The organism is Allobosea sp. 10N428, from assembly GCF_056394545.1.
Map to the genome: position 1 here is coordinate 423,735 of NZ_JBFTIC010000004.1, position 21,431 is coordinate 445,165.

Annotated in this window: 21 protein-coding genes; 15 read left to right on the forward strand and 6 right to left on the reverse strand. The window is 67.5% G+C overall.

The genetic code is table 11. From position 1 onward, the window contains the following. The first annotated feature begins 22 nt into the window (after nt 1-22). The 3 genes from AC1DDA_RS16010 to AC1DDA_RS16020 all read left to right on the forward strand — a co-directional run bounded on the left by AC1DDA_RS16010 (nt 23) and on the right by AC1DDA_RS16020 (nt 2,838). Nucleotides 23-1,405, forward strand: a complete 1,383-nt coding sequence (locus tag AC1DDA_RS16010) for a leucyl aminopeptidase family protein (RefSeq protein ID WP_476796489.1) — start codon at nt 23-25, stop codon at nt 1,403-1,405. A gap of 80 nt (nt 1,406-1,485) precedes the next feature. Then, on the forward strand, nt 1,486-1,839 hold the full coding sequence (locus AC1DDA_RS16015; protein ID WP_441509810.1) for a MarR family winged helix-turn-helix transcriptional regulator: 354 nt from the start codon (nt 1,486-1,488) through the stop codon (nt 1,837-1,839). Between the two features lie 144 nt (nt 1,840-1,983). Further along, nucleotides 1,984-2,838 carry a C40 family peptidase gene (locus AC1DDA_RS16020; RefSeq protein WP_476796490.1) on the forward strand — a complete coding sequence of 285 codons (855 nt, stop codon included), beginning with the start codon at nt 1,984-1,986 and terminating at the stop codon, nt 2,836-2,838. A 9-nt stretch (nt 2,839-2,847) separates the two neighbouring features. Here the strand turns inward: AC1DDA_RS16020 and mutS are convergent, their stop codons facing one another. Further along, nucleotides 2,848-5,571, reverse strand: a complete 2,724-nt coding sequence (mutS, locus tag AC1DDA_RS16025) for a DNA mismatch repair protein MutS (RefSeq protein WP_476796491.1) — start codon at nt 5,569-5,571, stop codon at nt 2,848-2,850. Nucleotides 5,572-5,674: 103 nt separating this feature from the next. Between mutS and AC1DDA_RS16030 the strand changes: the two genes are divergently transcribed. Both AC1DDA_RS16030 and AC1DDA_RS16035 read left to right on the forward strand, forming a co-directional pair. Continuing rightward, nucleotides 5,675-7,501, forward strand: coding sequence for a methyl-accepting chemotaxis protein (locus tag AC1DDA_RS16030; protein WP_476796492.1), 1,827 nt, complete (start codon nt 5,675-5,677; stop codon nt 7,499-7,501). Nucleotides 7,502-7,630: 129 nt separating this feature from the next. Then, nucleotides 7,631-9,916: an NADP-dependent malic enzyme gene (locus AC1DDA_RS16035; RefSeq protein ID WP_476796493.1), complete on the forward strand. Its 2,286-nt coding sequence runs from the start codon at nt 7,631-7,633 to the stop codon at nt 9,914-9,916. Between the two features lie 34 nt (nt 9,917-9,950). On the opposite strand, the gene AC1DDA_RS16040 is transcribed toward AC1DDA_RS16035, so the two are convergent. Continuing rightward, nucleotides 9,951-10,253, reverse strand: coding sequence for a plasmid stabilization protein (locus tag AC1DDA_RS16040; protein ID WP_476796494.1), 303 nt, complete (start codon nt 10,251-10,253; stop codon nt 9,951-9,953). A gap of 324 nt (nt 10,254-10,577) precedes the next feature. Here AC1DDA_RS16040 and AC1DDA_RS16045 point away from each other — a divergent pair, with 324 nt between their 5' ends. Then, a complete protein-coding gene (locus tag AC1DDA_RS16045) occupies nt 10,578-11,525 on the forward strand; it encodes a lysylphosphatidylglycerol synthase domain-containing protein (RefSeq protein ID WP_441509816.1) in 948 nt (315 codons plus the stop codon). A gap of 9 nt (nt 11,526-11,534) precedes the next feature. On the opposite strand, the gene AC1DDA_RS16050 is transcribed toward AC1DDA_RS16045, so the two are convergent. Continuing rightward, nucleotides 11,535-12,287 (reverse strand): hypothetical protein, encoded by a 753-nt coding sequence (locus tag AC1DDA_RS16050; protein WP_476796495.1) that lies wholly within the window; start codon nt 12,285-12,287, stop codon nt 11,535-11,537. 116 nt (nt 12,288-12,403) lie between these two features. Here AC1DDA_RS16050 and AC1DDA_RS16055 point away from each other — a divergent pair, with 116 nt between their 5' ends. Together AC1DDA_RS16055 and AC1DDA_RS16060 are read left to right on the forward strand one after the other, a co-directional pair. Continuing rightward, nucleotides 12,404-13,039 (forward strand): glutathione S-transferase family protein, encoded by a 636-nt coding sequence (locus AC1DDA_RS16055; RefSeq protein WP_476796496.1) that lies wholly within the window; start codon nt 12,404-12,406, stop codon nt 13,037-13,039. Nucleotides 13,040-13,180: 141 nt separating this feature from the next. Next, nucleotides 13,181-14,419 carry a multidrug effflux MFS transporter gene (locus AC1DDA_RS16060; RefSeq protein WP_441509819.1) on the forward strand — a complete coding sequence of 413 codons (1,239 nt, stop codon included), beginning with the start codon at nt 13,181-13,183 and terminating at the stop codon, nt 14,417-14,419. A 134-nt stretch (nt 14,420-14,553) separates the two neighbouring features. On the opposite strand, the gene AC1DDA_RS16065 is transcribed toward AC1DDA_RS16060, so the two are convergent. Then, nucleotides 14,554-14,763, reverse strand: coding sequence for a cold-shock protein (locus tag AC1DDA_RS16065; protein WP_149131593.1), 210 nt, complete (start codon nt 14,761-14,763; stop codon nt 14,554-14,556). Between the two features lie 281 nt (nt 14,764-15,044). Between AC1DDA_RS16065 and AC1DDA_RS16070 the strand changes: the two genes are divergently transcribed. After that, entirely contained in the window at nt 15,045-15,731 is a 687-nt protein-coding gene (locus AC1DDA_RS16070; protein WP_476796497.1) for a fumarylacetoacetate hydrolase family protein, read from the forward strand. A 126-nt stretch (nt 15,732-15,857) separates the two neighbouring features. After that, nucleotides 15,858-16,787, forward strand: a complete 930-nt coding sequence (locus AC1DDA_RS16075) for a dihydrodipicolinate synthase family protein (RefSeq protein ID WP_476796498.1) — start codon at nt 15,858-15,860, stop codon at nt 16,785-16,787. Between the two features lie 103 nt (nt 16,788-16,890). Here the strand turns inward: AC1DDA_RS16075 and AC1DDA_RS16080 are convergent, their stop codons facing one another. Together AC1DDA_RS16080 and AC1DDA_RS16085 are read right to left on the reverse strand one after the other, a co-directional pair. After that, on the reverse strand, nt 16,891-17,370 hold the full coding sequence (locus AC1DDA_RS16080; RefSeq protein ID WP_476796499.1) for a copper chaperone PCu(A)C: 480 nt from the start codon (nt 17,368-17,370) through the stop codon (nt 16,891-16,893). A gap of 96 nt (nt 17,371-17,466) precedes the next feature. Next, nucleotides 17,467-17,889, reverse strand: coding sequence for a hypothetical protein (locus AC1DDA_RS16085; RefSeq protein ID WP_476796500.1), 423 nt, complete (start codon nt 17,887-17,889; stop codon nt 17,467-17,469). A gap of 371 nt (nt 17,890-18,260) precedes the next feature. Between AC1DDA_RS16085 and AC1DDA_RS16090 the strand changes: the two genes are divergently transcribed. Genes AC1DDA_RS16090 through AC1DDA_RS16110 form a run of 5 tightly spaced genes read left to right on the forward strand, consistent with a single transcriptional unit; the run spans nt 18,261 to nt 21,298 of the window. Beyond that, nucleotides 18,261-18,509, forward strand: a complete 249-nt coding sequence (locus AC1DDA_RS16090) for a hypothetical protein (RefSeq protein WP_476796501.1) — start codon at nt 18,261-18,263, stop codon at nt 18,507-18,509. 7 nt (nt 18,510-18,516) lie between these two features. Beyond that, entirely contained in the window at nt 18,517-18,690 is a 174-nt protein-coding gene (locus AC1DDA_RS16095) for a hypothetical protein (protein WP_476796502.1), read from the forward strand. A 7-nt stretch (nt 18,691-18,697) separates the two neighbouring features. Continuing rightward, nucleotides 18,698-19,804, forward strand: coding sequence for a methionine ABC transporter ATP-binding protein (locus AC1DDA_RS16100; protein ID WP_476796503.1), 1,107 nt, complete (start codon nt 18,698-18,700; stop codon nt 19,802-19,804). Then, a complete protein-coding gene (locus AC1DDA_RS16105) occupies nt 19,794-20,459 on the forward strand; it encodes a methionine ABC transporter permease (protein ID WP_441509826.1) in 666 nt (221 codons plus the stop codon). The genes AC1DDA_RS16100 and AC1DDA_RS16105 overlap by 11 nt, the downstream gene beginning before the upstream one ends. Before the next feature lie 38 nt (nt 20,460-20,497). Further along, entirely contained in the window at nt 20,498-21,298 is an 801-nt protein-coding gene (locus AC1DDA_RS16110) for a MetQ/NlpA family ABC transporter substrate-binding protein (RefSeq protein WP_476796504.1), read from the forward strand. The last annotated feature ends 133 nt before the right edge of the window (nt 21,299-21,431 follow it).

Here is a 21,431-nt window from a genome sequence, read left to right on the forward strand (position 1 = left end):
CCCAGAACCGATCGACCGACCCGTGAACAGTCTTCTGATCCCCACCGCCGACACCGCCGTTCCGATTCACGTGGTTTCTGCCGAGAGCTGGCCGGCCTTGCAGACGCGGCTTTCCCCTACCCATCGCAATTTCGCCCTCGCGCAGGGCTTCGCGGCCGGTGCCGGCCAGCATTGCCTCCTTCCGGATTCGCAAGGGACACTCGCGGCCGTTCTCCTTGGTGTCGAAACCGCGCGGCGGCAGAGCGATCCTTTCGGGCCGGCGCGGCTGGCAGCCCTGCTGCCGGCGGGCGACTTTGCTCTGGAAGGCGAGATCGACGATCCCGGGCTCGCCGCGCTCGGCTGGCTGCTGCAGGGCTATCGCTTCGACCGCTACCGCAAGCCGAAGCCGCCGCGGGCGCGCCTGTCTCTGCCGGACGGCGTCCACGGCCAGGAGATCAGCCTGATCGCTGAGTCGGCCGCACTGGCGCGCGATCTCATCAACACGCCGGCCAATGCGCTGGGGCCGGGCGAAATCGAGGCGGCGATCCGCGGGCTCGCCGCCGAATGCGGCGCAACGATCACCAGCATCGTCGGGGACGACCTGATCGCGCGGAATTTCCCGATGATCCATGCGGTCGGCCGTGCCTCGACGCGGGCACCGCGACTCGTCGATCTGGTCTGGGGTGATCCGGCCCATCCCAAAGTCACGCTGGTCGGCAAGGGCGTCGCCTTCGACACGGGTGGGCTCAACCTCAAGCCCGACGCCTCGATGCTGCTGATGAAGAAGGACATGGGCGGCGCGGCAGCGGCGATCGCAGCGGCGCGGATGATCATGCTGGCGAAACTGCCGGTGCGGCTGCGGCTGCTGGTTCCGGCGGTCGAGAACGCCGTTTCGGGCAATGCGTTCCGGCCCGGCGATGTGCTGGCGAGCCGCAAGGGCCTCTCGGTCGAGATCGGCAATACCGACGCGGAAGGCCGGCTGATCCTGGCCGATGCGCTGACGCTCGCCGACGAGGAGATGCCGGAGCTGCTGATCGATTTCGCCACGCTGACCGGCGCGGCACGCACTGCGCTCGGCCCTGAGCTGCCGCCCTTCTACACCCATGATGAAGGGCTCGCCGCGGAAATCGCGCGGATCGGTATGGCGGTAAACGACCCGGTTTGGCGCATGCCGCTCTGGCGGCCCTATGACGGCCTGCTCGATTCCAAGATCGCCGATGTCAATCACGTCTCCAGCGGCGGCATGGCCGGCTCGGTGACGGCAGCGCTCTTCCTCAACCGCTTCGTCGAGAAGACGGAATCCTACGCGCATTTCGACATCTACGGCTGGAACCCGTCGCCCAAGCCGGGACGGCCCGAGGGCGGTGAATGCCAGGGTGCGCGGCTGATCCATGCGCTGGTGAAGCAGCTCTATCCAACCGGTTAAGGCTGATCGCCGAAGGCGATTGCGCCGTCACGACCGTGGGATAATGATACGGCTCCGTAACGATCGGGAACCGTGCCTTCATGCCCCTCGAGATCAAGCCTTCGCAGGCGCTCAGACTGTGGCGGCAAGTCCATCTCGATCTGGTGCGGGACAGCGAGGCCGACCTCTCGGCGCGCCAGACGGCGATCCTGCTGACGGTCTATCTCGAGCTGCCGCCGCATACGGTGCGGGGGCTTGCGAAGCAGCTCGGCGTGACCAAGCCGGTCATCACCCGCGCGCTCGATACGCTCGGCAAGCTCGGGCTCCTGACGCGCAAGCGCGACGAGGCTGACCGCCGCAACGTCGTAATCCAGCGCACTGTTGCCGGTGCGCTCGCGGTCGAAAGACTGGCCGACCTCGTCACCGAACATGCCAAGGAGATCGGCGGAAGCTGACGGCTCTCCCGGCACTGGCCTCGCCGCCGCTACAGCATCAGACCTGCTTCAGGAATCCGGTCCGATACCGTAGCCCTTTGTTGCCGCATCGTTTTCTGCCGAAAACCGGATCCACTTTTCGGCACGATGCTCTAGATTGCACCCATGACGATTCTCGACCGCCGCATCCATGCCTTCCGCCCCGATCTCGCCGCCCGCCATCTCGCGGGGAAGGTCGAGGCCGCTCGCTTCGCCGATGCGCAGTCAATGCGCGTCGTTGTTCCCTCGGCGCCGCTGCGACGTGAGCCGCGCCCTGACGCCGCGCTCGATACCGAGGCGCTCGCGGGCGAGCTGGTTGATGTCTACGAGCGCGAAGAGGGATGGGCCTGGGTCCAGCTCGCCACGGACGGCTATGTCGGCTACCTGCCCGACGACGCGCTGCGCCCCGACCAGCCGGCGCCGACGCATCGTGTCGCGGCGCTCAGGACCTTCGTCTATCCCGGCCCCTCGATCAAACTGCCGCCGCTTGCATCGCTTTCGCTGAATGCAGGCGTCGCCGTGCTGGAGACCAAGGGCGACTTCGCCATCCTCGCCGATGGCGGGCACGTCTTCCTGAAGCACCTCGTCCCGGCCGACCGCTTCGAAGCCGATTTCGTCGCGGTCGCCGAACGTTTCCTCGGCGTACCCTATCTCTGGGGTGGCAAGACGAGCCTGGGCCTCGACTGCTCGGGGCTGACACAGCTTGCGCTCACTGCTGCTGGCATCGCCTCGCCGCGCGATTCAGACATGCTGGAAGCCGCACTTGGCAGCGCCGTTCCCCTCGATGAGAGCCTATCCGGGCTTAGGCGCGGCGACCTGGTCTTCTGGAAGGGCCATGTCGGCATCCTGACCGACCCGGATACGCTGCTGCATGCCAACGGCTACACGATGACGGTCCATCGCGAGCCGCTGCGGGAAGCGCGCGACCGCATCCTGACGAAGAGCTTCGGCGCGATCACCAGCATCAAGCGGCTGGGCTAGAACAGAAACTCAGGCCAAACCTTTCAGCCGGTAGAGCGCTTCGAGCGCCTCGCGCGGAGTCATCTCGTCCGGATCGATCCCGCCCAGGGCATCACGCAAATCGTCGGGCTCGTCCTCGGCGACGACTGGCGCGGGACGACGCTGCGGCGCGGCGAAGAGCGGGAGATCATCGACCAGCGAGGCGACCGGCTTCTCGCGCTCGGTCTTCTCCAATTCGCCGAGGATGGCGCGGGCCCGCTCGACCACGGCCGGCGGCAGGCCGGCGAGTTTGGCGACCTGGATGCCGTAGGAGCGGTCGGCCGCGCCCGGCACGACCTCGTGCAGGAAGACGACCTCGCCCTTCCATTCGGTGACGCGGACGGTCGCGTTGGCGACCCGGTCGAGCCGGTCTCCGAGCGCGGTCAGCTCATGGTAATGGGTGGCGAATAGGCTGCGGCAGCGGTTGATCTCGTGCAGATGTTCGATCGCCGCCCAGGCGATGGAGAGACCGTCGAAGGTCGCGGTGCCCCGCCCGATCTCGTCGAGGATGACGAGCGCGCGCGGGCCGGCTTGATTCAGGATCGCGGCGGTCTCGACCATCTCGACCATGAAGGTCGAGCGGCCGCGGGCGAGATCGTCGGCCGCGCCGACGCGCGAGAATAGCCGGTCGACGATACCGATATGGGCGCGTGCCGCCGGCACGAAGGAGCCCATCTGCGCGAGCACCGCGACCAGCGCGTTCTGGCGCAGGAAAGTCGATTTACCGGCCATGTTCGGGCCGGTGATCAGGCAGATGCGCCCGCCCTTGGCCTCGGTGCCGGGCGGCGACAATTCGGTATCGTTGGCGACGAAGGGCTTGCCGTCCCGCTTGAGCGCGGCTTCGACGACCGGATGGCGGCCGCGCTCGATGGTGAAGGCGACGCCATCATCGATCTGCGGGCGGCTCCAGCCCTCGCGAGCGGCGAGATCGGCGAGGGCCGCGGCGACGTCGAGTTCGGCCAATGCCAGCGCGGCGGCCTTGATCGGCTCGGCCTGGGCCAGCACGGCTTCGCAGAGCCCGGCGAAGATGGCGAGTTCGAGCCTGAGCGCCCGGTCGGCCGCGGAGGCGATCTTGGCCTCGAGCTCGCCGAGCTCGACCGAAGAGAAGCGCATCGCATCGGACATGGTCTGGCGATGCACGAAGGTCGCGCGCCAGGGCTCCTTCAGGAAGTCCTCGCCCATCGCCTGCGGCACCTCGACGAAATAGCCGAGCATCGAATTGTGCTTGATCCGCAGCGTGCGGCAGCCGGTTTCGCTCGCGTAGCGGGCCTGCAGTTGCGCGATGACCTTGCGCGAATCGATCTGGAGGAGGCGCAGCTCGTCGAGCACCGGATCATGCCCCTCGCGCACGAAGCGGCCGTCGCGGCGGTTGAGCGGCAGCTCGTCGGCCAGCGTCGCGAGAAGGCGAACCGCCAGATCGGGATCGCTCTCGCCCAGCGCCTGCATCGCGCCGGACAGCTCCGCCGGTAGCTCGCCGCGCCGGACGAGCAAGGCGGCGATCGCGCGGGCGGCGTCGAGCCCGGCGCCGAGCGCAGCGAGGTCACGCGGGCCGCCGCGATCGAGCGAGAGCCGCGCCAGCCCACGCGCGACGTCCGGCACCTTTTCCAGCGCCTGCTGCAGATCCTCGCGCAGGGCGCCGTCCGCCACCAGGAATTCAACCGCGTCGTGACGCGCCGCGATCGCCGCCGCATCGGTCAACGGGCCGGCGAGGCGCTCGGCCAGCAGGCGCGCGCCGCCCGGCGTCACCGTGCGGTCGATCGTCGCGAGCAGGCTGCCCTGCCTCTCGCCGCCGAGGGTGCGCGTCAATTCGAGATTGGCGCGGGTGGCGGCGTCGATCAGCATCGTCGCCGAACCGGAATCGCGCACCGGGGCTGAAAGGGGTGGGCGCGCTCCGAGCTGGGTGCGCTCGACATAGGCGAGCGCTGCACCGGCCGCCGCGATCTCGGCGCGGCTGAAGACGCCGAAGGCGTCGAGCGTAGCGACGCCGAAGAACTCCTTCAGGCGCCGCTCGGCCGAGGCCGCATCGAGTCCGTCGCGGGCGAGCGGCGTCACCGGCACGGCGATCTCGCGCCAGAACTCCTTGAGTTCGGGATCATCATGGATCGCGTCGGGGCAGACGATCTCGCGCGGCTCCAGCCGCGAGAACTCGATGGCGAGCCGTTCCTGCGGCGTCTCCATCACCGTGAAGCGACCGGTCGAGATGTCGATCGCCGCGAGACCGTAGAGCGAGGCCGCCTCGCCCGTCTTGCGGCGCGCGACCGCGACAAGCAGGCTCGCGCGGCCGGGCTCGAGCAGCCGCTCCTCGGTGATGGTGCCGGGGGTGACGAGGCGCACCACATCGCGCTTCACAACCGATTTGGCGCCGCGCTTCTTGGCCTCGGCCGGGTCCTCGGTCTGCTCGCAGACGGCGACGCGATGGCCGGCGGCGATCAGGCGCTGGAGGTAGTCGTCGGCGCGCTCGACCGGGACGCCGCACATCGGGATGTCGTCGCCCTGATGCTTGCCGCGCTTGGTCAGCACGATGCCGAGGGTGCGCGAGGCGATCTCGGCGTCCTTGAAGAAGAGCTCGTAGAAATCGCCCATGCGATAGAAGAGCAGGCAGTCCGGATTGGCAGCCTTGATCTCGACGTACTGCGCCATCATCGGCGTGACGCGTTCGGCGGCAGCGGCCGGCGCGGCGGAAAGGGTGGCTTCGCTGGGGGAACTGTGACGCATCGGCCGGCACGCTAGCAAAAAGCGGCGCCAAGACCATCCGTTAGGACGGCTTTCAACAATTGAAAGCAAGGTCCATCGGCCGAATCGGCCGAAGGTCTCGACATTGCTGCTGATCAATCTCGTCCAGAGCCTGTTCTTCCTGCTCTTCGCCGGGCTCGTGCTGACGGTGATCGCCCCCTGGTTCAGCGGACGGGGCTGGCTACGGCCCTGCGCCGTGAGCCTGTTGTTCGCAGGCGGCGCGCTTGTCAGCATGGCGAACCCTGTCGAGATCCAGCCCGGCCTGCTGATCGATTCACGCAATACCTTCGCCATCCTGGCCGGGCCGATCGGCGGGCCCTGGGCGGCCCTCCTGACGGCCACTCCGCTGGTCGTCGCGCGCTTCCTGGCAGGCGGCGTCGGCATGGCGACCGGAATCGGCGGCATCGTGCTACGCATGCTGATCGGAATCGCCTTCTCGGCCTGGCTGGCGCGGCGCCGACGCCCGCTGATGCCACGCGACCTGATCCTGCTGAGTTCGCTCGATGCCCTCTGCCTGCTGGCCTCGGCCCCTTTCATTCCGGGGGACGCGGGAGAGCTCTTCCTGCGCGAGGCCGTGCCAGCTATGATCCTAGTGGGCACGATCGGCATCATCCTCACCGGCATCGTCGTCATCCACGACAACGACCGCCGCGAAACGGCTTATCGCTTGCGGACCCTGATCCAGCGGGCGCCCGGCACGCTCTATCAATGTCTTTTGAGGCCGGACGGCAAACTGTCCTACCAGTTCGCGTCATTCTCCATCGACAAGGCGCTGGGCATCGCGCGGAAAGATGCCGAAAAGGATCCGGAAGTCTGGCTCGGCAAGATGTTCGCCGAGGATCGCGCGCGCTTCGAGGATCGGCGCCGCGAGACGCCGGGCGACGACCATGTCTGGCGTTTCGAGGGGCGCTATCATGCTCCAGATGGCGGCACGGTCTGGCTTCGCAGCGAGTCGACGCGGCGCCGGCTTGCAGATGGAACATTCATCTGGGACGGCATCCTGCTCGACATCACCGCCGAGAAGACGCTGGAGGCGCGCCGTGCCGAAATCGAGACGCTGCGCAAGACCGCGCTCGACGAACTGGCCGGCAATCTGGAACGCACCGTCGGCAAGGCGCTCGCCGATGTCGGGGTTTCGATGCGCGACATGCGCGCCGCCGCCGGCCAGATGGTGCAGAGCGCGAGCGCGACGACCCTGCGTGCCGAAGGCGTGACCCGGGAGGCGGAAAGCGCATCGCAGCGGGTCGGCAGCGTCGCAACCGCGGCGGAAGAGATCGAAGCCTCGATCCGGGAACTCACCCGCCAGACCAGCCATGCCGACGAAACGGTACGCGCAGCCGCCAGCTATGTCCGCAGCACGCGAAGCGACGTCACCGGGTTGACGGAGGCGGCCGACAAGGTGCGCGCGGTGCTCGATTTCATCGAGGAGATCGCAGCCCGCACCAATTTGCTGGCGCTGAACGCCACGATCGAGGCTGCGCGCGCAGGTGTCGCCGGGCGTGGCTTCGCCGTCGTGGCGGGCGAGGTCAAGACGCTCGCGGAACAGACGCAGAAGGCAACGCGCGACATCGCCGAAACCCTCTCCGGCATCCGCGGTGCTGCCGCGGCCGCCGTCCAGGCCGTGGCCCATATCGAAGGCACGATGACCATGATCGAGCAGACATCCGGCGCGATCGCCTCCGTCGTCAGCCGGCAGGCAGACATCGTCTCGACCATTGCCGCCGATGCGCAGGCGGTAGCTCTCAGCGCCGACGCCGTCACCGCAAATGTCAGCACGGTCGGCACCGAGGTGCGCGTCACCGGGGATGCCGCCGTCGGCGTGGCGGATGCCGCCCGCAGGGTCGACGAGCAGGCGGAAGCGCTCGACCGCTATGTCGGTGATTTCGTCCGCAGCGTGCGCAACCGCCTGTAGCCTTCCGACGCCGCCGCCATTCCACCGTTGCCCGGCAAGAGTTCTGTGGGCCTATAACGGCTTGTGGTCCCGTGGGGCGCGGCCGTATGGTCGGTTCCCCCGAGGAAACGCTCAAGAAAAGACTCTTCGATGAACGACCGCCCGACGACCAAGAGAACGCGCCCGACCTTCACGGACCAGGAAGCCCTGCTGTTCCACTCGCAGGGCCGTCCCGGCAAGCTGGAGATCGTCCCGACGAAGCCGATGGCGACGCAGCGGGACCTCTCGCTGGCCTATTCGCCGGGCGTGGCCGTGCCGGTTCTGGCGATCGCGGAGGACCCGTCGCGCGCCTATGACTACACGACCCGTTCGAACCTCGTCGCGGTGATCTCGAACGGCACCGCCATCCTCGGCCTCGGCAATCTCGGCGCACTCGCCTCCAAGCCGGTGATGGAGGGCAAATCGGTCCTGTTCAAGCGCTTCGCCGACGTCGACTCGATCGACCTCGAGGTCGACACGGAGGACCCGGACAAGTTCATCGACGCGGTGCGGTATCTCGGCCCGTCCTTCGGCGGCATCAACCTCGAGGACATCAAGGCGCCCGAGTGCTTCATCATCGAGCAGCGCCTGCGCGAATTGATGGACATCCCGGTCTTCCACGACGACCAGCACGGCACCGCGATCATCGCCGCCGCCGGCCTGGTCAACGCACTCGATCTGACCGGACGCGACATCACATCGACCAAGCTCGTCATCAACGGCGCCGGCGCCGCCGCCATCGCCTGCATCGAGCTCCTGAAGGCGATGGGCTTCAAGCCCGACAACGTCATCCTCTGCGACACCAAGGGCGTGATCTACCAGGGCCGCACCGAGGGCATGAACCAGTGGAAGTCGGCCCATGCCGCCATCACCGACAGGCGGACGCTGGCGCAGGCGCTGGACGGGGCCGACGCCTTCTTCGGCCTGTCGCAAAAGGGCGCGGTGACGCCGGAGATGGTCGCCGCGATGGCGCCGAACCCGATCATCTTCGCCATGGCCAATCCCGATCCGGAAATCACGCCGGAGGAGGTCCATGCGATCCGCGACGACGCGATCATGGCGACCGGCCGCTCGGACTATCCCAATCAGGTCAACAACGTCCTCGGCTTCCCCTTCATCTTCCGCGGCGCGCTCGACGTGCGGGCGACCACGATCAACATGGAGATGAAGATCGCTGCAGCGGAGTCGCTGGCGATGCTCGCCCGCGAGGACGTGCCCGACGAGGTTGCCGCAGCCTATCAAGGCGCGCGGCCGCGCTACGGCAAGGACTACATCATCCCCGTGCCGTTCGATCCGCGCCTGATCCAGGTCGTGCCGGCGGCGGTGGCGAAGGCGGCAATGGAATCCGGCGTCGCCGGCAAGCCGATCGTCGACATGACCGCCTATAAGGCGCAGCTCTCCGCCCGCCGCGACCCGGTCGCCGGCACGCTCAACCGCATCTTCGAGCGGGTGAAGCGCTATCCGAAGCGCGTCGTCTTTGCCGAAGGCGAGGAGGAGCAGGTCATCCGCGCCGCAGCGTCCTTCGTCAATCAGGAGCTGGGCCAGGCCATTCTCGTCGGCCGCGAGGAGCGCATTTACGAGACCGCGACCTTCCTCGGCGTCGATCTCGAAGCCAAGGGCATCTCGATCCAGAACGCCCGGCTCTCCCACCGCAACAGCGCCTATGCGCAGTATCTCTACGAGCGGCTGCAGCGGCAGGGCTATCTCTTCCGCGACTGCCAGCGCCTGATCAACCAGGACCGCAACCATTTCGCCGCGGCGATGGTGGCGCTCGGCGATGCCGACGCGATGGTGACGGGCGTGACCCGCAACTATTCGATCGCGCTGGAGGAGGTTCGCCGCGTCATCGACGAGAAGCCCGGCCATCGCGTGATCGGCGTCTCGATCGTGATCTCGCGCGACCGCACCGTCCTCGTCGCCGACACCGCAATCACCGAGATGCCGACAGCTCTGGCGCTTTCCGAGATCGCGATCGAGGCAGCCGGCGTCGGCCGCAGGCTCGGCTATGAGCCGAAGGTGGCGATGCTCGCCTTCTCGACCTTCGGGCATCCAGCCGGCGAGCGCTCCGAAAAGGTGCGCGAGGCGGTGGCGATCCTCGACGGCCAGCGCGTCGATTTCGAGTATGATGGCGAGATGGCGGCAGATGTCGCACTCAACCGCGAGATCATGACCCAGTATCCGTTCTGCCGCCTGTCGGGACCGGCGAACGTGCTGGTGATGCCGGCCTTCCACTCGGCCTCGATCTCGACAAAGCTGCTGCAGGAACTCGGCGGCGCAACCGTGATCGGCCCGCTGATCGTCGGCCTCGACAAGCCCGTGCAGATCGTGCCGCTCGGCGCCAAGGATTCCGACATCGTCAACATGGCGGCGCTGGCCTCCTTCAACATCGGCGGCTGAGGCCGGCAACTCCGGGGCGGCAAGCCGCCCCGGTTCAGGACGCCTTTTTCTTCCGCGTCTCGGCCGCCTTCTTCGCCGAGGCCGAGCGCTCGGACTTCGGGCGCGCGGCCGCGGCCTCGCCGCCGATCCGACCGCCACGCTTGGCGGAGACATTGGTGTCGGGCTCGCCCCGGCCGGAGCCCGACTTGTTGCCGCCGCCGCTTTCCTTGTTCACGGTAGCCCAGGCCCGGCGCTCGGCTTCCTCGTGCGAGACGCCGCGCTCCTGGTAGCCTTCCTCGATATGCTCCGCCTTGCGCTTCTGCTTGTCCGTATAGGCTGATTTGTCGCCGCGCGGCATGATGAGCCTCCCTTGCTGGAGTCGAGCGTTGAACGCCGGCGAGCAGCGGCTGTTCCCCCCATCCCAAACTTGCCGGCCCGAGCCCGGCAGGCTTCGACGCAATCGAAGCATCGCGGATGCTCGGGCATGGTGCGCGGCTCGCGGCGGCTATCGCGACCGGCCTCCTCATGGGGCTCATTCGCCGCAGCGGCTTGTGCATCGCTGCCAACGCGCTATCTCTCGGGCCGGGGCGCGGCCGCGCCCTCCCATCCCCCCGTGCTGCCGCGATCCGGCTGTGGCACGCAACCCAGAGAGCGCATGTCTTTCGGCCCGCATGAGCCAGGAATGCACCTGCGCAAGCGCAGCCGCTGGTGGTGGCTCGGCCCGCTGGCGAGCATGGTCATCTTCGGCGCTTCGCTCGTCGTGCTCTGGCACATCATCAGCCAGATGGAGCCCGGCCAGCTCGCCGGCGCCTTCGCCAATGCCAGCCTGCGCCAGCTCGGACTGGCCTGCGGTTTCACGGCCCTGAGCTATCTCCTGCTCACGGGATACGATGCGCTGGCGCTGCGCCGGCTCGGACTCTCGATCCCCTACCGCACCACCGCGCTCGCCTCCTTCACCAGCTACTCGGTGTCCTTCACACTCGGCTTCCCGATCGTGACCGGCGGCACGGTGCGCTACTGGATCTATTCGCCGAAAGGCGTGCGGGCCTCGGAGGTCGCGAGCCTGACAGTGATCGCGGGCATCACCTTCTGGCTCGGGCTCGGCGCCATCCTCTGCGCCAGCCTGGTCTATTCGGCCGATTCGGTCGCCATGCTCGCGCGGACCTCGCCACTTGTCGTCCAGATCGTCGGCGGCCTCGTCGGGCTCGGTATCATTGGCTACCTGATCTGGATCGCAACGGACGAGCGCAGCTTGCGCGTGCGGGGCTGGAACCTTCATCTGCCGGGGCTGGGCACCACGCTCGGCCAGATGGCGCTCGGCGCCTGCGAAGTCAGCGCCGCCGCAGCCGTGCTCTTCGTGCTGCTGCCGGGCGGCTACAATCTCGACTACCCGACCTTCCTGGCCGCCTACATCTTCGCCTGCCTGATCGGCATCGCCAGTCACGCGCCCGGCGGCCTCGGGGTCTTCGAGGCGACGATGCTGGTCGCGCTCAACCGGCTTCCCTACGAGCAGGTGCTCGGAGCGCTGCTGATGTTCCGGGTGATCTACTACGTCCTGCCCTTCATCCTGGCGCTGGCCATGCTGGCGCTGAACGAGATCATCCGCCGGATCCGCCGCCACGAGCCGTGAGGCGCACGGCTATTTCAGGGCGATGATGATCATCAGGAAGGCAAGGAGAAGCAGGAGCTGCCTGAAGCTCCAGTTAATCTTGCGCAGCTGCTCGGCACTGCTCTCCTGCCAATCCTCATCGGGTTCGTGACCGTGCTCGGCTGCAACCCGGTGCACGGGCACAGCCTCCGCCAACGGCTCGAGACGGACCTTCGGCATCCATTCGATGCTGTCGATGAAGCCACGGGCCGGGATAGCGGCCTTTCCATCGCTCCCAGGCGCGAGATACCAGCCGACCGGGCTCCCGGCGGGCAGCTCGCGATCCTCCTCCCGCACCCAGAGGCTCGTCGTCGCGCTGAGCGAGAGCTCCTGCGCAAGCCCTTCGAGCATGTCGGCCTTGAGCGCCTCGAACACCGAGGGAGCCAGAAACACATCGGCAAAGGGCAGCTCGGCCCCGCCTTCTTCGCGATAGCCGAGCATCAGCAGGAGGCGCGGCTGTTCGCTCGACGCGGCAAGCGGGCGCAGGGTGAGGGCGATCGCCTCGGCCTCGCCGTCGAAGCCGGCGCGCCTGAGCACGCCATCCGCCACATGGGCCTCGGCAAGGATGCGCTGCGCGTCCTCGAGGCGCCCATCGCGACTCTCGAAGCCGCCGACGATGCGAAGCGCCGCGGCCTGCAGCCGAAAGCGCCGGGCCGAGCCCTGGACGTAGCGGGCCAACGAGCCCTCGATCGCCATCCGCCCTTCACTCACGGAGACGCTGCGCAATGCCGATGATTCGTTCATGCTCCCGTCCTGTTTCGCAGCAAGGATAGCAGTTCAAACCGGCGCCGTCAGGCGATGTATCCTGACAGCATCGCGACAGCGCTAGAGCGACACCGCACCGCAAGGAGGCAATATCCATGACAGACGAACTCGTGCTGTACACGAATCCCATGTCGCGCGGCCGGATCGCGCGCTGGATGGTGGAAGAGGTCGGCCAACCCTACCGGGCCGAGATCCTCGGCTTCGGCGCGCCGATGAAGAGCGCGCAATACAAGGCGCTCAACCCGATGGGGAAGGTGCCGACGCTCGTCCATGGCGACACCGTGGTCACCGAATGCGCGGCGATCTGCGCCTATCTCGCCGATGCCTTCCCGCAGGCGGGGCTGGCGCCGGAGCCGACCAGCCGGCTGCGCGGCCCTTACTATCGCTGGCTGTTCTTTACGGCCGGGCCGGTCGAGGCCGCCGTCAGCAACAAGGCCTTCGGCCTCGAAGTGCCGCCCGATCGGGCCCGTGCGATCGGCTACGGCACCTATGCGGATGTGATGGACACGCTCGAACAGGCCGTCAGCCAGGGGCCATACCTGCTCGGCGAGCGCTTCAGCGCCGCCGACGTCTATGTCGGCTCGCAGGTCCAGTGGGGGCTGCAGTTCGGCACGATCGAGAAGCGGCCGGCTTTCGAGGCCTATGGCGCAAGACTGGCTGGCAGGCCAGCCGCCAAGCGGGCCGACGACATCGACAATGCGCTGATGGCCGAGATGCAAAAGGCCGGCTGAAGCGGGAAGCGCGCCCGGCGCATGGCGCATGGCCGGCAGGGCGGGTTGCCGCTCCCCTGTCGGCAGGTTTAATGCTGCCGCCTGATCATTGCCTGCCGCTGCCCTCCGCTCGCAGCCGCCGGGCCAGCTTTCGCGATCGCCATGAACGACATGTCCGCCATCGCCCGGCCGCGCCACGGCATGGGCTTCTATCCCTTCGTAGGCCTCACCGCCGCGCTGATGGCCACCAACGCGCTGGCGATCGACTCCATGCTGCCGGCCTTGCCGCAAATGGCCGAGGCGCTGGGCATCGCCGAGGCCAACCAGCGGCAGTGGATCATCACGGCCTATCTGCTCGGCTTCGGCGTCTCGCAGATCTTCTACGGCACGATTTCCGACCGCTACGGCCGCAGGCCGGTGCTGCTCGCCGGCCTGATCGTCTACGTCTTCGCCAGCATCGCCGCGGCATTCGCCGGCTCGTTCGAGGCGATGATGGCGGCGCGCGTGGTGCAAGGGGTCGGCGCCGCGGCGACGCGCGTGCTCGTCGTCTCGATCGTGCGCGATTGTTATTCCGGGCGCGACATGGCGCGGGTGATGTCGCTCGCCATGATCGTTTTCCTGGCCGTGCCGATCCTCGCCCCGTCGATCGGCCAGGCGATCCTGTGGGTGGCGCCCTGGCGCTGGATCTTCGGCGTGCTGACCGCCTTCGGCGCCACCGTGCTCGTCTGGGTCGCGGTGAAGCTGCCCGAAACCCAGCATCCGGAAGACCGCAAGCCGATCGCCCCCCGGAGCGTCGCCGCCGCCTTTCGCACCACGCTGACGAGCCGCATCGGCGTCGGCTACATGCTGGCGATGGCCTTCGTGCTCGGCGGGCTGTTCGGCTTCATCAATTCGGCGCAGCAGGTCTTCGTCGACGTCTTCCATACACCCGAACTGTTCACCACCGTCTTCGCGCTGATCGCGATGTTCATGGCGGCATCCTCGCTGCTGAACTCCCGCATCGTCGGGCGGCTGGGCATGCGCCGGGTCTCGCATACGGCGCTGCTGGGCTACATCGCGCTGACAAGCCTGCATGCGCTCCTCGCCCTGGCGGGCCATGAGTCGCTGTGGAGCTTCGCGATCCTGCAGGGCGGCGCCATGTTCTGCTTCGGCCTGCTCGGCCCGAATTTTGGAGCCATGGCGATGGAGCCACTCGGCCATGTCGCGGGGACGGCATCCTCGGTGCAGGGCTTCGTCACCACAGTGATCGGCGCGCTTCTGGGCTTCTATATCGGCCAGCACTTCAACGGCACGGTCATCCCGCTGACGCTGGGCTTCGCACTCTGCGGCATCGCCGCGCTCGTCATCGTGCTGATCGTGGAAAAGGGCCGGCTGTTCCATCCGGCGCCGGGCCGCGCCTGAGCGGCTCCCTTCCGAATCCGTCGCCAACGGCGACGGGCATGCCTGGAATCGCCTTCAGTCCGCTCGCGAGCGAAAGAGATTCGCCGTGGCTCGGGAACGGCGCCGCCATCGCCTTCCCGCTGTCGCTGCCTGCCCTAAGCGACCTTCAGATTCACCGCAGCGCTCTTGCCGGTCTTGCGATCAGGCTCGAGGTCGTAGCTGACCTTCTGGCCTTCGTTCAGGCCACGCAGCCCCGCGCGCGTCACTGCGCTGACATGCACGAAGATGTCGCCGCCGCCCTCGTCGGGCGTAATGAAGCCGTAGCCCTTGGTCTCGTTGAACCATTTCACGGTTCCCGTACTCACATGCCGCTCCTTCCTTGAGGCTTGCCGGACCAGCCCGGCACGGCAGTGTAGGAGGCAAATCGCGGTGGTTGCAATGACGCGCCGCACAAACCATTCCGCGCATGCGAAGAGCGCCTGCAATGCCGCCCACGCAGGCCCGGTGAGGGTCCAAGCTGCTTGCGGACGGCGCGCGCCTCCCGCATGAACAGCGCAAGCAGGTGCCAGGGCATTGCGCGCAAAGGTGGATGCCGGTTTTTTGCCGCAGCAATGTTCTGAACTTTAACGACCGAGGGAACCGCCCGATGAGCAACTATGTGATCGATCCGCAGGCCATCACGGCCGTTCCGGTCGCTGGGGGCGGCTCCTTCCCGGTGCGGCGCGTCTTCTGCGTCGGCCGCAACTACGCCGAGCACACCCGCGAGATGGGCGGCGATCCCGCCCGCGAAGAGCCCTTCTTCTTCACCAAGCCGGCCGACGCGCTGCTCGCCAACGGCGCCGACATGCCCTATCCGACGAAGACGAAGGATCTCCATCATGAGATGGAACTGGTCGTCGCCATCGGCACAGGCGGCAAGGACATCCCCGAAGCCGAGGCGCTCGCCCATGTCTATGGCTACGCGGCCGGGCTCGACATGACCCGCCGCGACCTGCAGGCCGCCGCCAAGAAGGCCGGGCGCCCCTGGGACATGTCGAAGGGCTTCGACCTCTCCGGGCCAATCGGCGAGATCGTTCCCGCGAGCCAGGCCGGCCATCCGAGCGCCGGCAAGATCGAACTCACCGTCAACGGCGTCGTGCGCCAGAGCTCCGACCTCGCCAAGCAGATCTGGAACGTCGAGGAGACGATCTCCTATCTCTCGGGCCTGGTCGAGCTCAAGCCCGGGGACCTGATCTTCACCGGTACGCCGGAAGGCGTTGCCGCCGTCGGCAAGGGCGACGTGCTCGAAGGCGAGATCGCCGGCGTCGGCACGGTCCGAACCCGCATAGTCTGAGGCGTCATTCTCGGGCTCGCCCCGAGAATCTCATGACCAGCCCCGCTGGTTTCCGAGATGGTCGGGTCAAGCCCGACCATGACGAGGTTCCAGCCTTCCTCCCCGACAAGACCGAGAGCAGAAACCATGCGCCTGACCTCCGACGCCAGCGGCGTCTTCCCGATCGCGCCGACGCCGTTCAACCCGGACGGCAGCATCGACTGGACCTCGGCCGACCGGCTCTTCGAATTCTACCAGGGCATCGGCTCCGACGGCGTCACCGTGCTCGGCATCATGGGCGAGGCGCCCAAGCTCGAGCCCGAGGAGTCGGTCGAGCTGGTCAAGCGCGCCGTCGCCAAGATGGGCGGCAAGCCGATCATCGTCGGGGTCTCCGCGCCCGGTTTCGCGGCGATGCGCTCGCTCGCGCGGCAGGTGATGGACCTCGGCGCCGGCGGCGTGATGATCGCCCCGCCGCCCGCCCTGCGCACCGACGACCAGATCACCGGCTACTACGCCCAGGCTGTCGAGGCGATCGGCACCGACATCCCCTTCGTCATCCAGGATTATCCGCTGACGCTCTCGGTGGTGATGACGCCGGCGGTGATCCGCAAGATCGTCATGGACAACCCCTCCTGCGTGATGCTGAAGCACGAGGACTGGCCGGGGCTGGAGAAGATCTCGGCGCTGCGCAAGTTCCAGAAAGAGGGCTCGCTGCGCCCAATCTCGATCGTGACCGGCAATGGCGGGCTCTTCCTCGATTTCGAGATGGAACGCGGCGCCGACGGCGCCAATACCGGCTATGCCTTCCCGGAACTCCTGATCGACGTGGTCAAGCTGCAGAAGGCCGGCAAGCGCGACAAGGCCCATGACATCTTCGACGCTCATCTGCCGCTGATGCGCTACGAGCAGCAGCAGGGCGTCGGGCTCGCCGTGCGCAAATACACGATGATGAAGCGCGGCATCCTCAGCCATGACGCCCAGCGCAAGCCGGGCGCCGCCTTGAGCGTAGCTGCCAAGGCCGAGGTCGACTATCTGCTGTCCCGGATCGCGAAGCACGATCCGCGCGCGAAGCTCTGAGCGGGCAGACCGTCATTCCCGGGGCGCCGCAGGGCGGCGCCCCGGGAATCGCCGGCAAAAGATGCCCGGGTCACGCCCGAGCATGATGCGCGGGAAACGGGGCTCAGTGGCCCTTGTGCTCGCCTTCGCCGCCCTTGGCGGCAATCGAATCCACCTTGAACTCGACATCGACCGAGCCTGCCTTCTCGAAGGTCAGCGTGCCCTTCATCATCTCGCCCTGCTTCAGCTGCTGCTTCAGCTCCATGAACATGATGTGGTAGCCGCCGGGCTTGAACTCGACCTTGGCGCCAGCCGGAACCTCCACGCCCTGCTCCAGCGGGCGCATGGTCATGATGCCGTCCTTGGTCGCCATCTCATGGATTTCCGCGCGAGCGGCGAAGGGAACGGAGATCGAGACCAGCCGATCGGGCGTGGTTCCGGTGTTTTCGATGCTGAGATAGCCGCCGCCGACCTTGGCGCCGGCCGGGGTGGCCCGCGACCAGGGATGGCCGATCTTCAGCGCGCCCGCCTTGAAGTCGTGGGCGGAGGCCATGGTGGCCGAAAGCGCGAGCACGGCCGTCGCGAGCGAAAGGGAAAGCTTCATGGCTTGTGTCCTGAGCGGAAAGGACTGCTGAGCAGCCCGAATGGCAAATGCGCCGGCGTCGATGGCCGGCGGGATATCGGCAGGCGGCGGGAAGCGTCAGGCCGCGGGCGGAGCGCGCGAATCCGCAAGGCCGACAGCGAAACCATGCGCCACGCCTTCGGCGACCGGGCGCAGCGAGGCCAGCCTGGCGATGGAACGCGCGGCGAAGAACAGATCGCCCCATGGCGGACCGGCCAGCACGGGATTGAGCGGACAGCCTTTGCAATGGGCGAGATCGCCGGCCGGGGCCGGCGCACCTTCCGCGGGCACCGGAGCGCCGGAACAGAGGACGGCGCCGTCTCTTGCCGTGAAGGGCGCCAGCGCCGAAGCCGGCGCGATTGCCAGAACAAGCGCGCCCCAGCCATAGGCAACCGCAAGCCAGACTCCGAGGCCGGAGCGGCGCAGGCGATCGAGAAAGGTGGCACGAGCCGGCATGGGCCGCAGATGGCGCCCCTTCCAGGGCTCCGTCAAGCAGCTCATTGCCGCATCATCGCCGGCGGGTAACGAGCGCCGGAGAATATTCTTCTCTGGTCTGCGGTTTCTTTAAAAGAACGAAGCGATTGACAAATAGGACGATCGCCGCCAGATTGCACATTGTCTCCGGAGCGATCCGGATACCGCGGAGATTTGAGCAGCAGCTTGCGCCGCGTCACCAAACGCTAAAGCGCCACGACTGGGTCGTGGGCTCCAGATTGAGGAGACTGACATGACCGTTGCGAGAATGAGCCGAAGCCAAACGCGCTTCCACCCGGCCCCCTGCTGTTGTCGACGCTGAGATCGCAAGGCCGATAGGCCGGTTTCACCCGATCGCTTCGACGAACACGCCGCCAGATGCGGCAAAAGGCAGAGCCATGTCCCAGTTTCATTCCGTTTCCAGCCGGCCTAGCCCGGCGCTGCAAGCCTATGTCATCGAGCTTGGCGAGGACCAGATCGGCCTCGTCAGCCGGCGCGCCGATGAGCGCGACTTCACCTTCATCGCCGCCTCCTCGGCCTTCCAAGCCCTGGAGGGGCAGCGCTTCGCCACGCCCGGCGCGGCAGAGAGCGCGGCGCGCCGCCTCGCCCGGCGGCCCCGCCACAGCCCGCTCCGGCTGGCCTCGTGAGGCGGTGATGCAAGTCCTGTCATCGCTCTGGAAGGCCGTCGCCGCCTGGTTCAACCGGGCGGTGCCGGCAGCCTTCGACCCGCTCGACGCCGCGCGCTCGGACGATCGGCGCCGCTCGATCCATGACGTTACCATCGAGCAGCTCGGTATCGCGCACTGGTCCTGCCACACCCACTTCTGAGGACATGATGAACGCCCCCGTCAGCCCTGGCGCGTTGAGCGCCGGCGCCCTGCCAGTCGCCATGGCCGAGCCCGCGATTCGTTTCGAGCAGGTCGGCAAGACCTATGCGGCACGCAGCGGCCAGCAGCCCGTGAGCGCGCTCGCCGGCATCGATCTCGACGTGCCCGCCGGCAGCATCCTCGGCGTGATCGGCCGCTCCGGCGCCGGCAAGTCGACCCTGATCCGCCTCGTCAACGGGCTGGAGCGCGCCACCGCCGGCCGCATCCTGATCGAAGGCCAGGAGGTCACCAAGCTGACCGAGGCCGGCTGGCGGGCGCAGCGCCGCCGCATCGGCATGATCTTCCAGCACTTCAACCTCCTGTCTTCGCGCACCGTCTTCGACAATGTCGCGCTGCCGCTGGAGATCGCCGGCACGCCGCGCGCCGAGATCACCGCCAAGGTCGAGCGGCTGCTCGAGCTCGTCGGTCTTGCCGACAAGAGCGCGCGCTATCCGGCGGAACTCTCGGGCGGGCAGAAGCAGCGCGTCGGCATCGCCCGCGCGCTCGCCACCGATCCGAAGGTGCTGCTCTGCGACGAGGCGACCTCGGCGCTCGACCCGGAGACGACCCGCTCGATCCTGGCGCTGCTGCGCCAAGTCAATCGAGAGCTCGGGATCACGATCCTGCTGATCACCCACGAGATCCCCGTCATCAAGGAGATCTGCGACCGCGTCGCGGTGATCGAGGGCGGGCGCATCGTCGAGCAGGGCGAAACCTTCTCCGTCTTCACCAACCCGCAGCACCCGACCACGGCGCGCTTCGTCGAGGCCGTCACCGGCGTCGAGGTGCCCGAGCATCTCGCCGGCCGCATCCGCACGCAGGCGCGCCCGGGCGACAATCTCGTGCTGCGCATCACCTTCATCGGCGAGAACGCGACGGCACCGGTGATCAGCCGGCTCAGCGCGGTCGTCGGCGTCGACGTCAACATCCTGGCCGGGCGGATCGACGCCATCGCCGGCCAGCCCTTCGGCAGCCTGCTCGTCTCGGTGCCCTCGCGCGCGCCGGAAAGCGACGCGGTGCTCGGCGCCCTGAAGAGCCTCGGGCTCAAGGCGGAGGTTATCGGCCATGTCTCCTGAACTCATCCGCCTGATCTGGCAGTCGACGCTCGACACGCTCGCCATGGTCGCCGTCTCGGCCGGCATCGGCACGCTGCTCGGCCTGCCGCTCGGGGTCTTCCTTGCCACCAGCAAGCGCGGCGAGCTGTTCGCCGCACCCGCCGCCAATGCCTTGCTCGGCGTGCTGGTCAACGCCACCCGCTCGACGCCCTTCATCATCCTCGTCGTCGCGATCATCCCGTTCACGCGGCTGCTCGCCGGGACGTCGATCGGCACCGCCGCGGCGATCGTGCCGCTGACCGTCGCCTCGACCCCCTTCATCGCCCGGTTGATCGAAGGCGCGGTGCGCGAGGTCGATCAGGGTCTGGTCGAGGCCGCGCGCGCCATGGGGGCAACGCCCATCCAGATCGTCCGCAAGGTGCTGGTGCCCGAGGCGCTGCCGGCCATCGTGCTCGGCCTCACCCTCGCCGTGGTCAGCCTGATCGGCTTCTCCGCGATGGTCGGCGCGGTCGGCGGCGGCGGACTCGGCGATCTCGGCATCCGCTACGGCTACCAGCGCTTCATGCCCGACGTGATGGCGACCGTCGTCGCCGTACTCATCGTTCTCGTCCAGCTCGTGCAGAGCTTCGGCGACCGCCTGGCGCGCCGCCTGAACAAGCGCCTGCGCCACGCCTGATCATTTTCATCCGCTTCATACCGAAGGAAACCACGACCATGACGACCTCTTTCAGCCGCCGCGCCGCGCTCGCAGCCGGTCTCGCCCTGGCGCTCGCAGCCGGCCCCGCCTTCGCCCAGCAGAACCAGGTGCTCCGGATCGGCGTCACGCCCGGCCCTCATGCCGAGATCCTCGAGAAGGTGAAGCCGCTCGCTGCGCAAAAGGGCCTCGACCTCAAGATCACCGAGTTCTCCGATTATGTCGTGCCGAACCAGGCGCTCGACGCCGGTGAGCTGGACGCCAACTCCTTCCAGCACGAACCCTATCTCGACAATCAGGTGAAGGATCGCGGCTACAAGATCGTCAAGGTCGGCCTCACCGTGAACTTCCCCATCGGCATCTACTCGTCGAAGTACAAGAGCTGGGCCGAGATCCCGGACGGCGCCACCATCGCCATCCCGAACGACCCGACCAATGGCGGGCGCGTGCTGCTGCTGCTGCAGGACAAGGGCGTGATCAAGTTGAAGGACGGCGTCGGCTTCAAGCCGACCGTGGCCGACATCACCGGCAACCCGAAGAAGTTCAAGATCATCGAGCTCGAGGCCGCCCAGACGCCGCGTTCGCTGGCCGACGTCGCCGCCGCCGCGATCAACACCAACTACGCCGTCGACGCCAAGATCGACCCGGCCTCGGCCATCCTGCGCGAGGATGCCAAGGGTCCCTATGTCAACCTGATCGCAGTCCGCACCGCCGACAAGGACAAGCCCTGGGTCAAGACGCTGGTCGAAGTCTATCAGAGCCCGGAGATCAAGAGCTTCATCGCCGAGCGCTACAAGGGCGCCGTGCTCGCCGGCTGGTGACCGTCTCCTCCCACCTGGCTTCTTCATGGGCCAGGCGCCTTGCCCCGGATGCATCGCATCCGGGGCTTTTTTTATCATGCGTCATGGTCGGGCTTGACCAGACCATCTCGGAAACCAGCGTCCTCCGGTCATG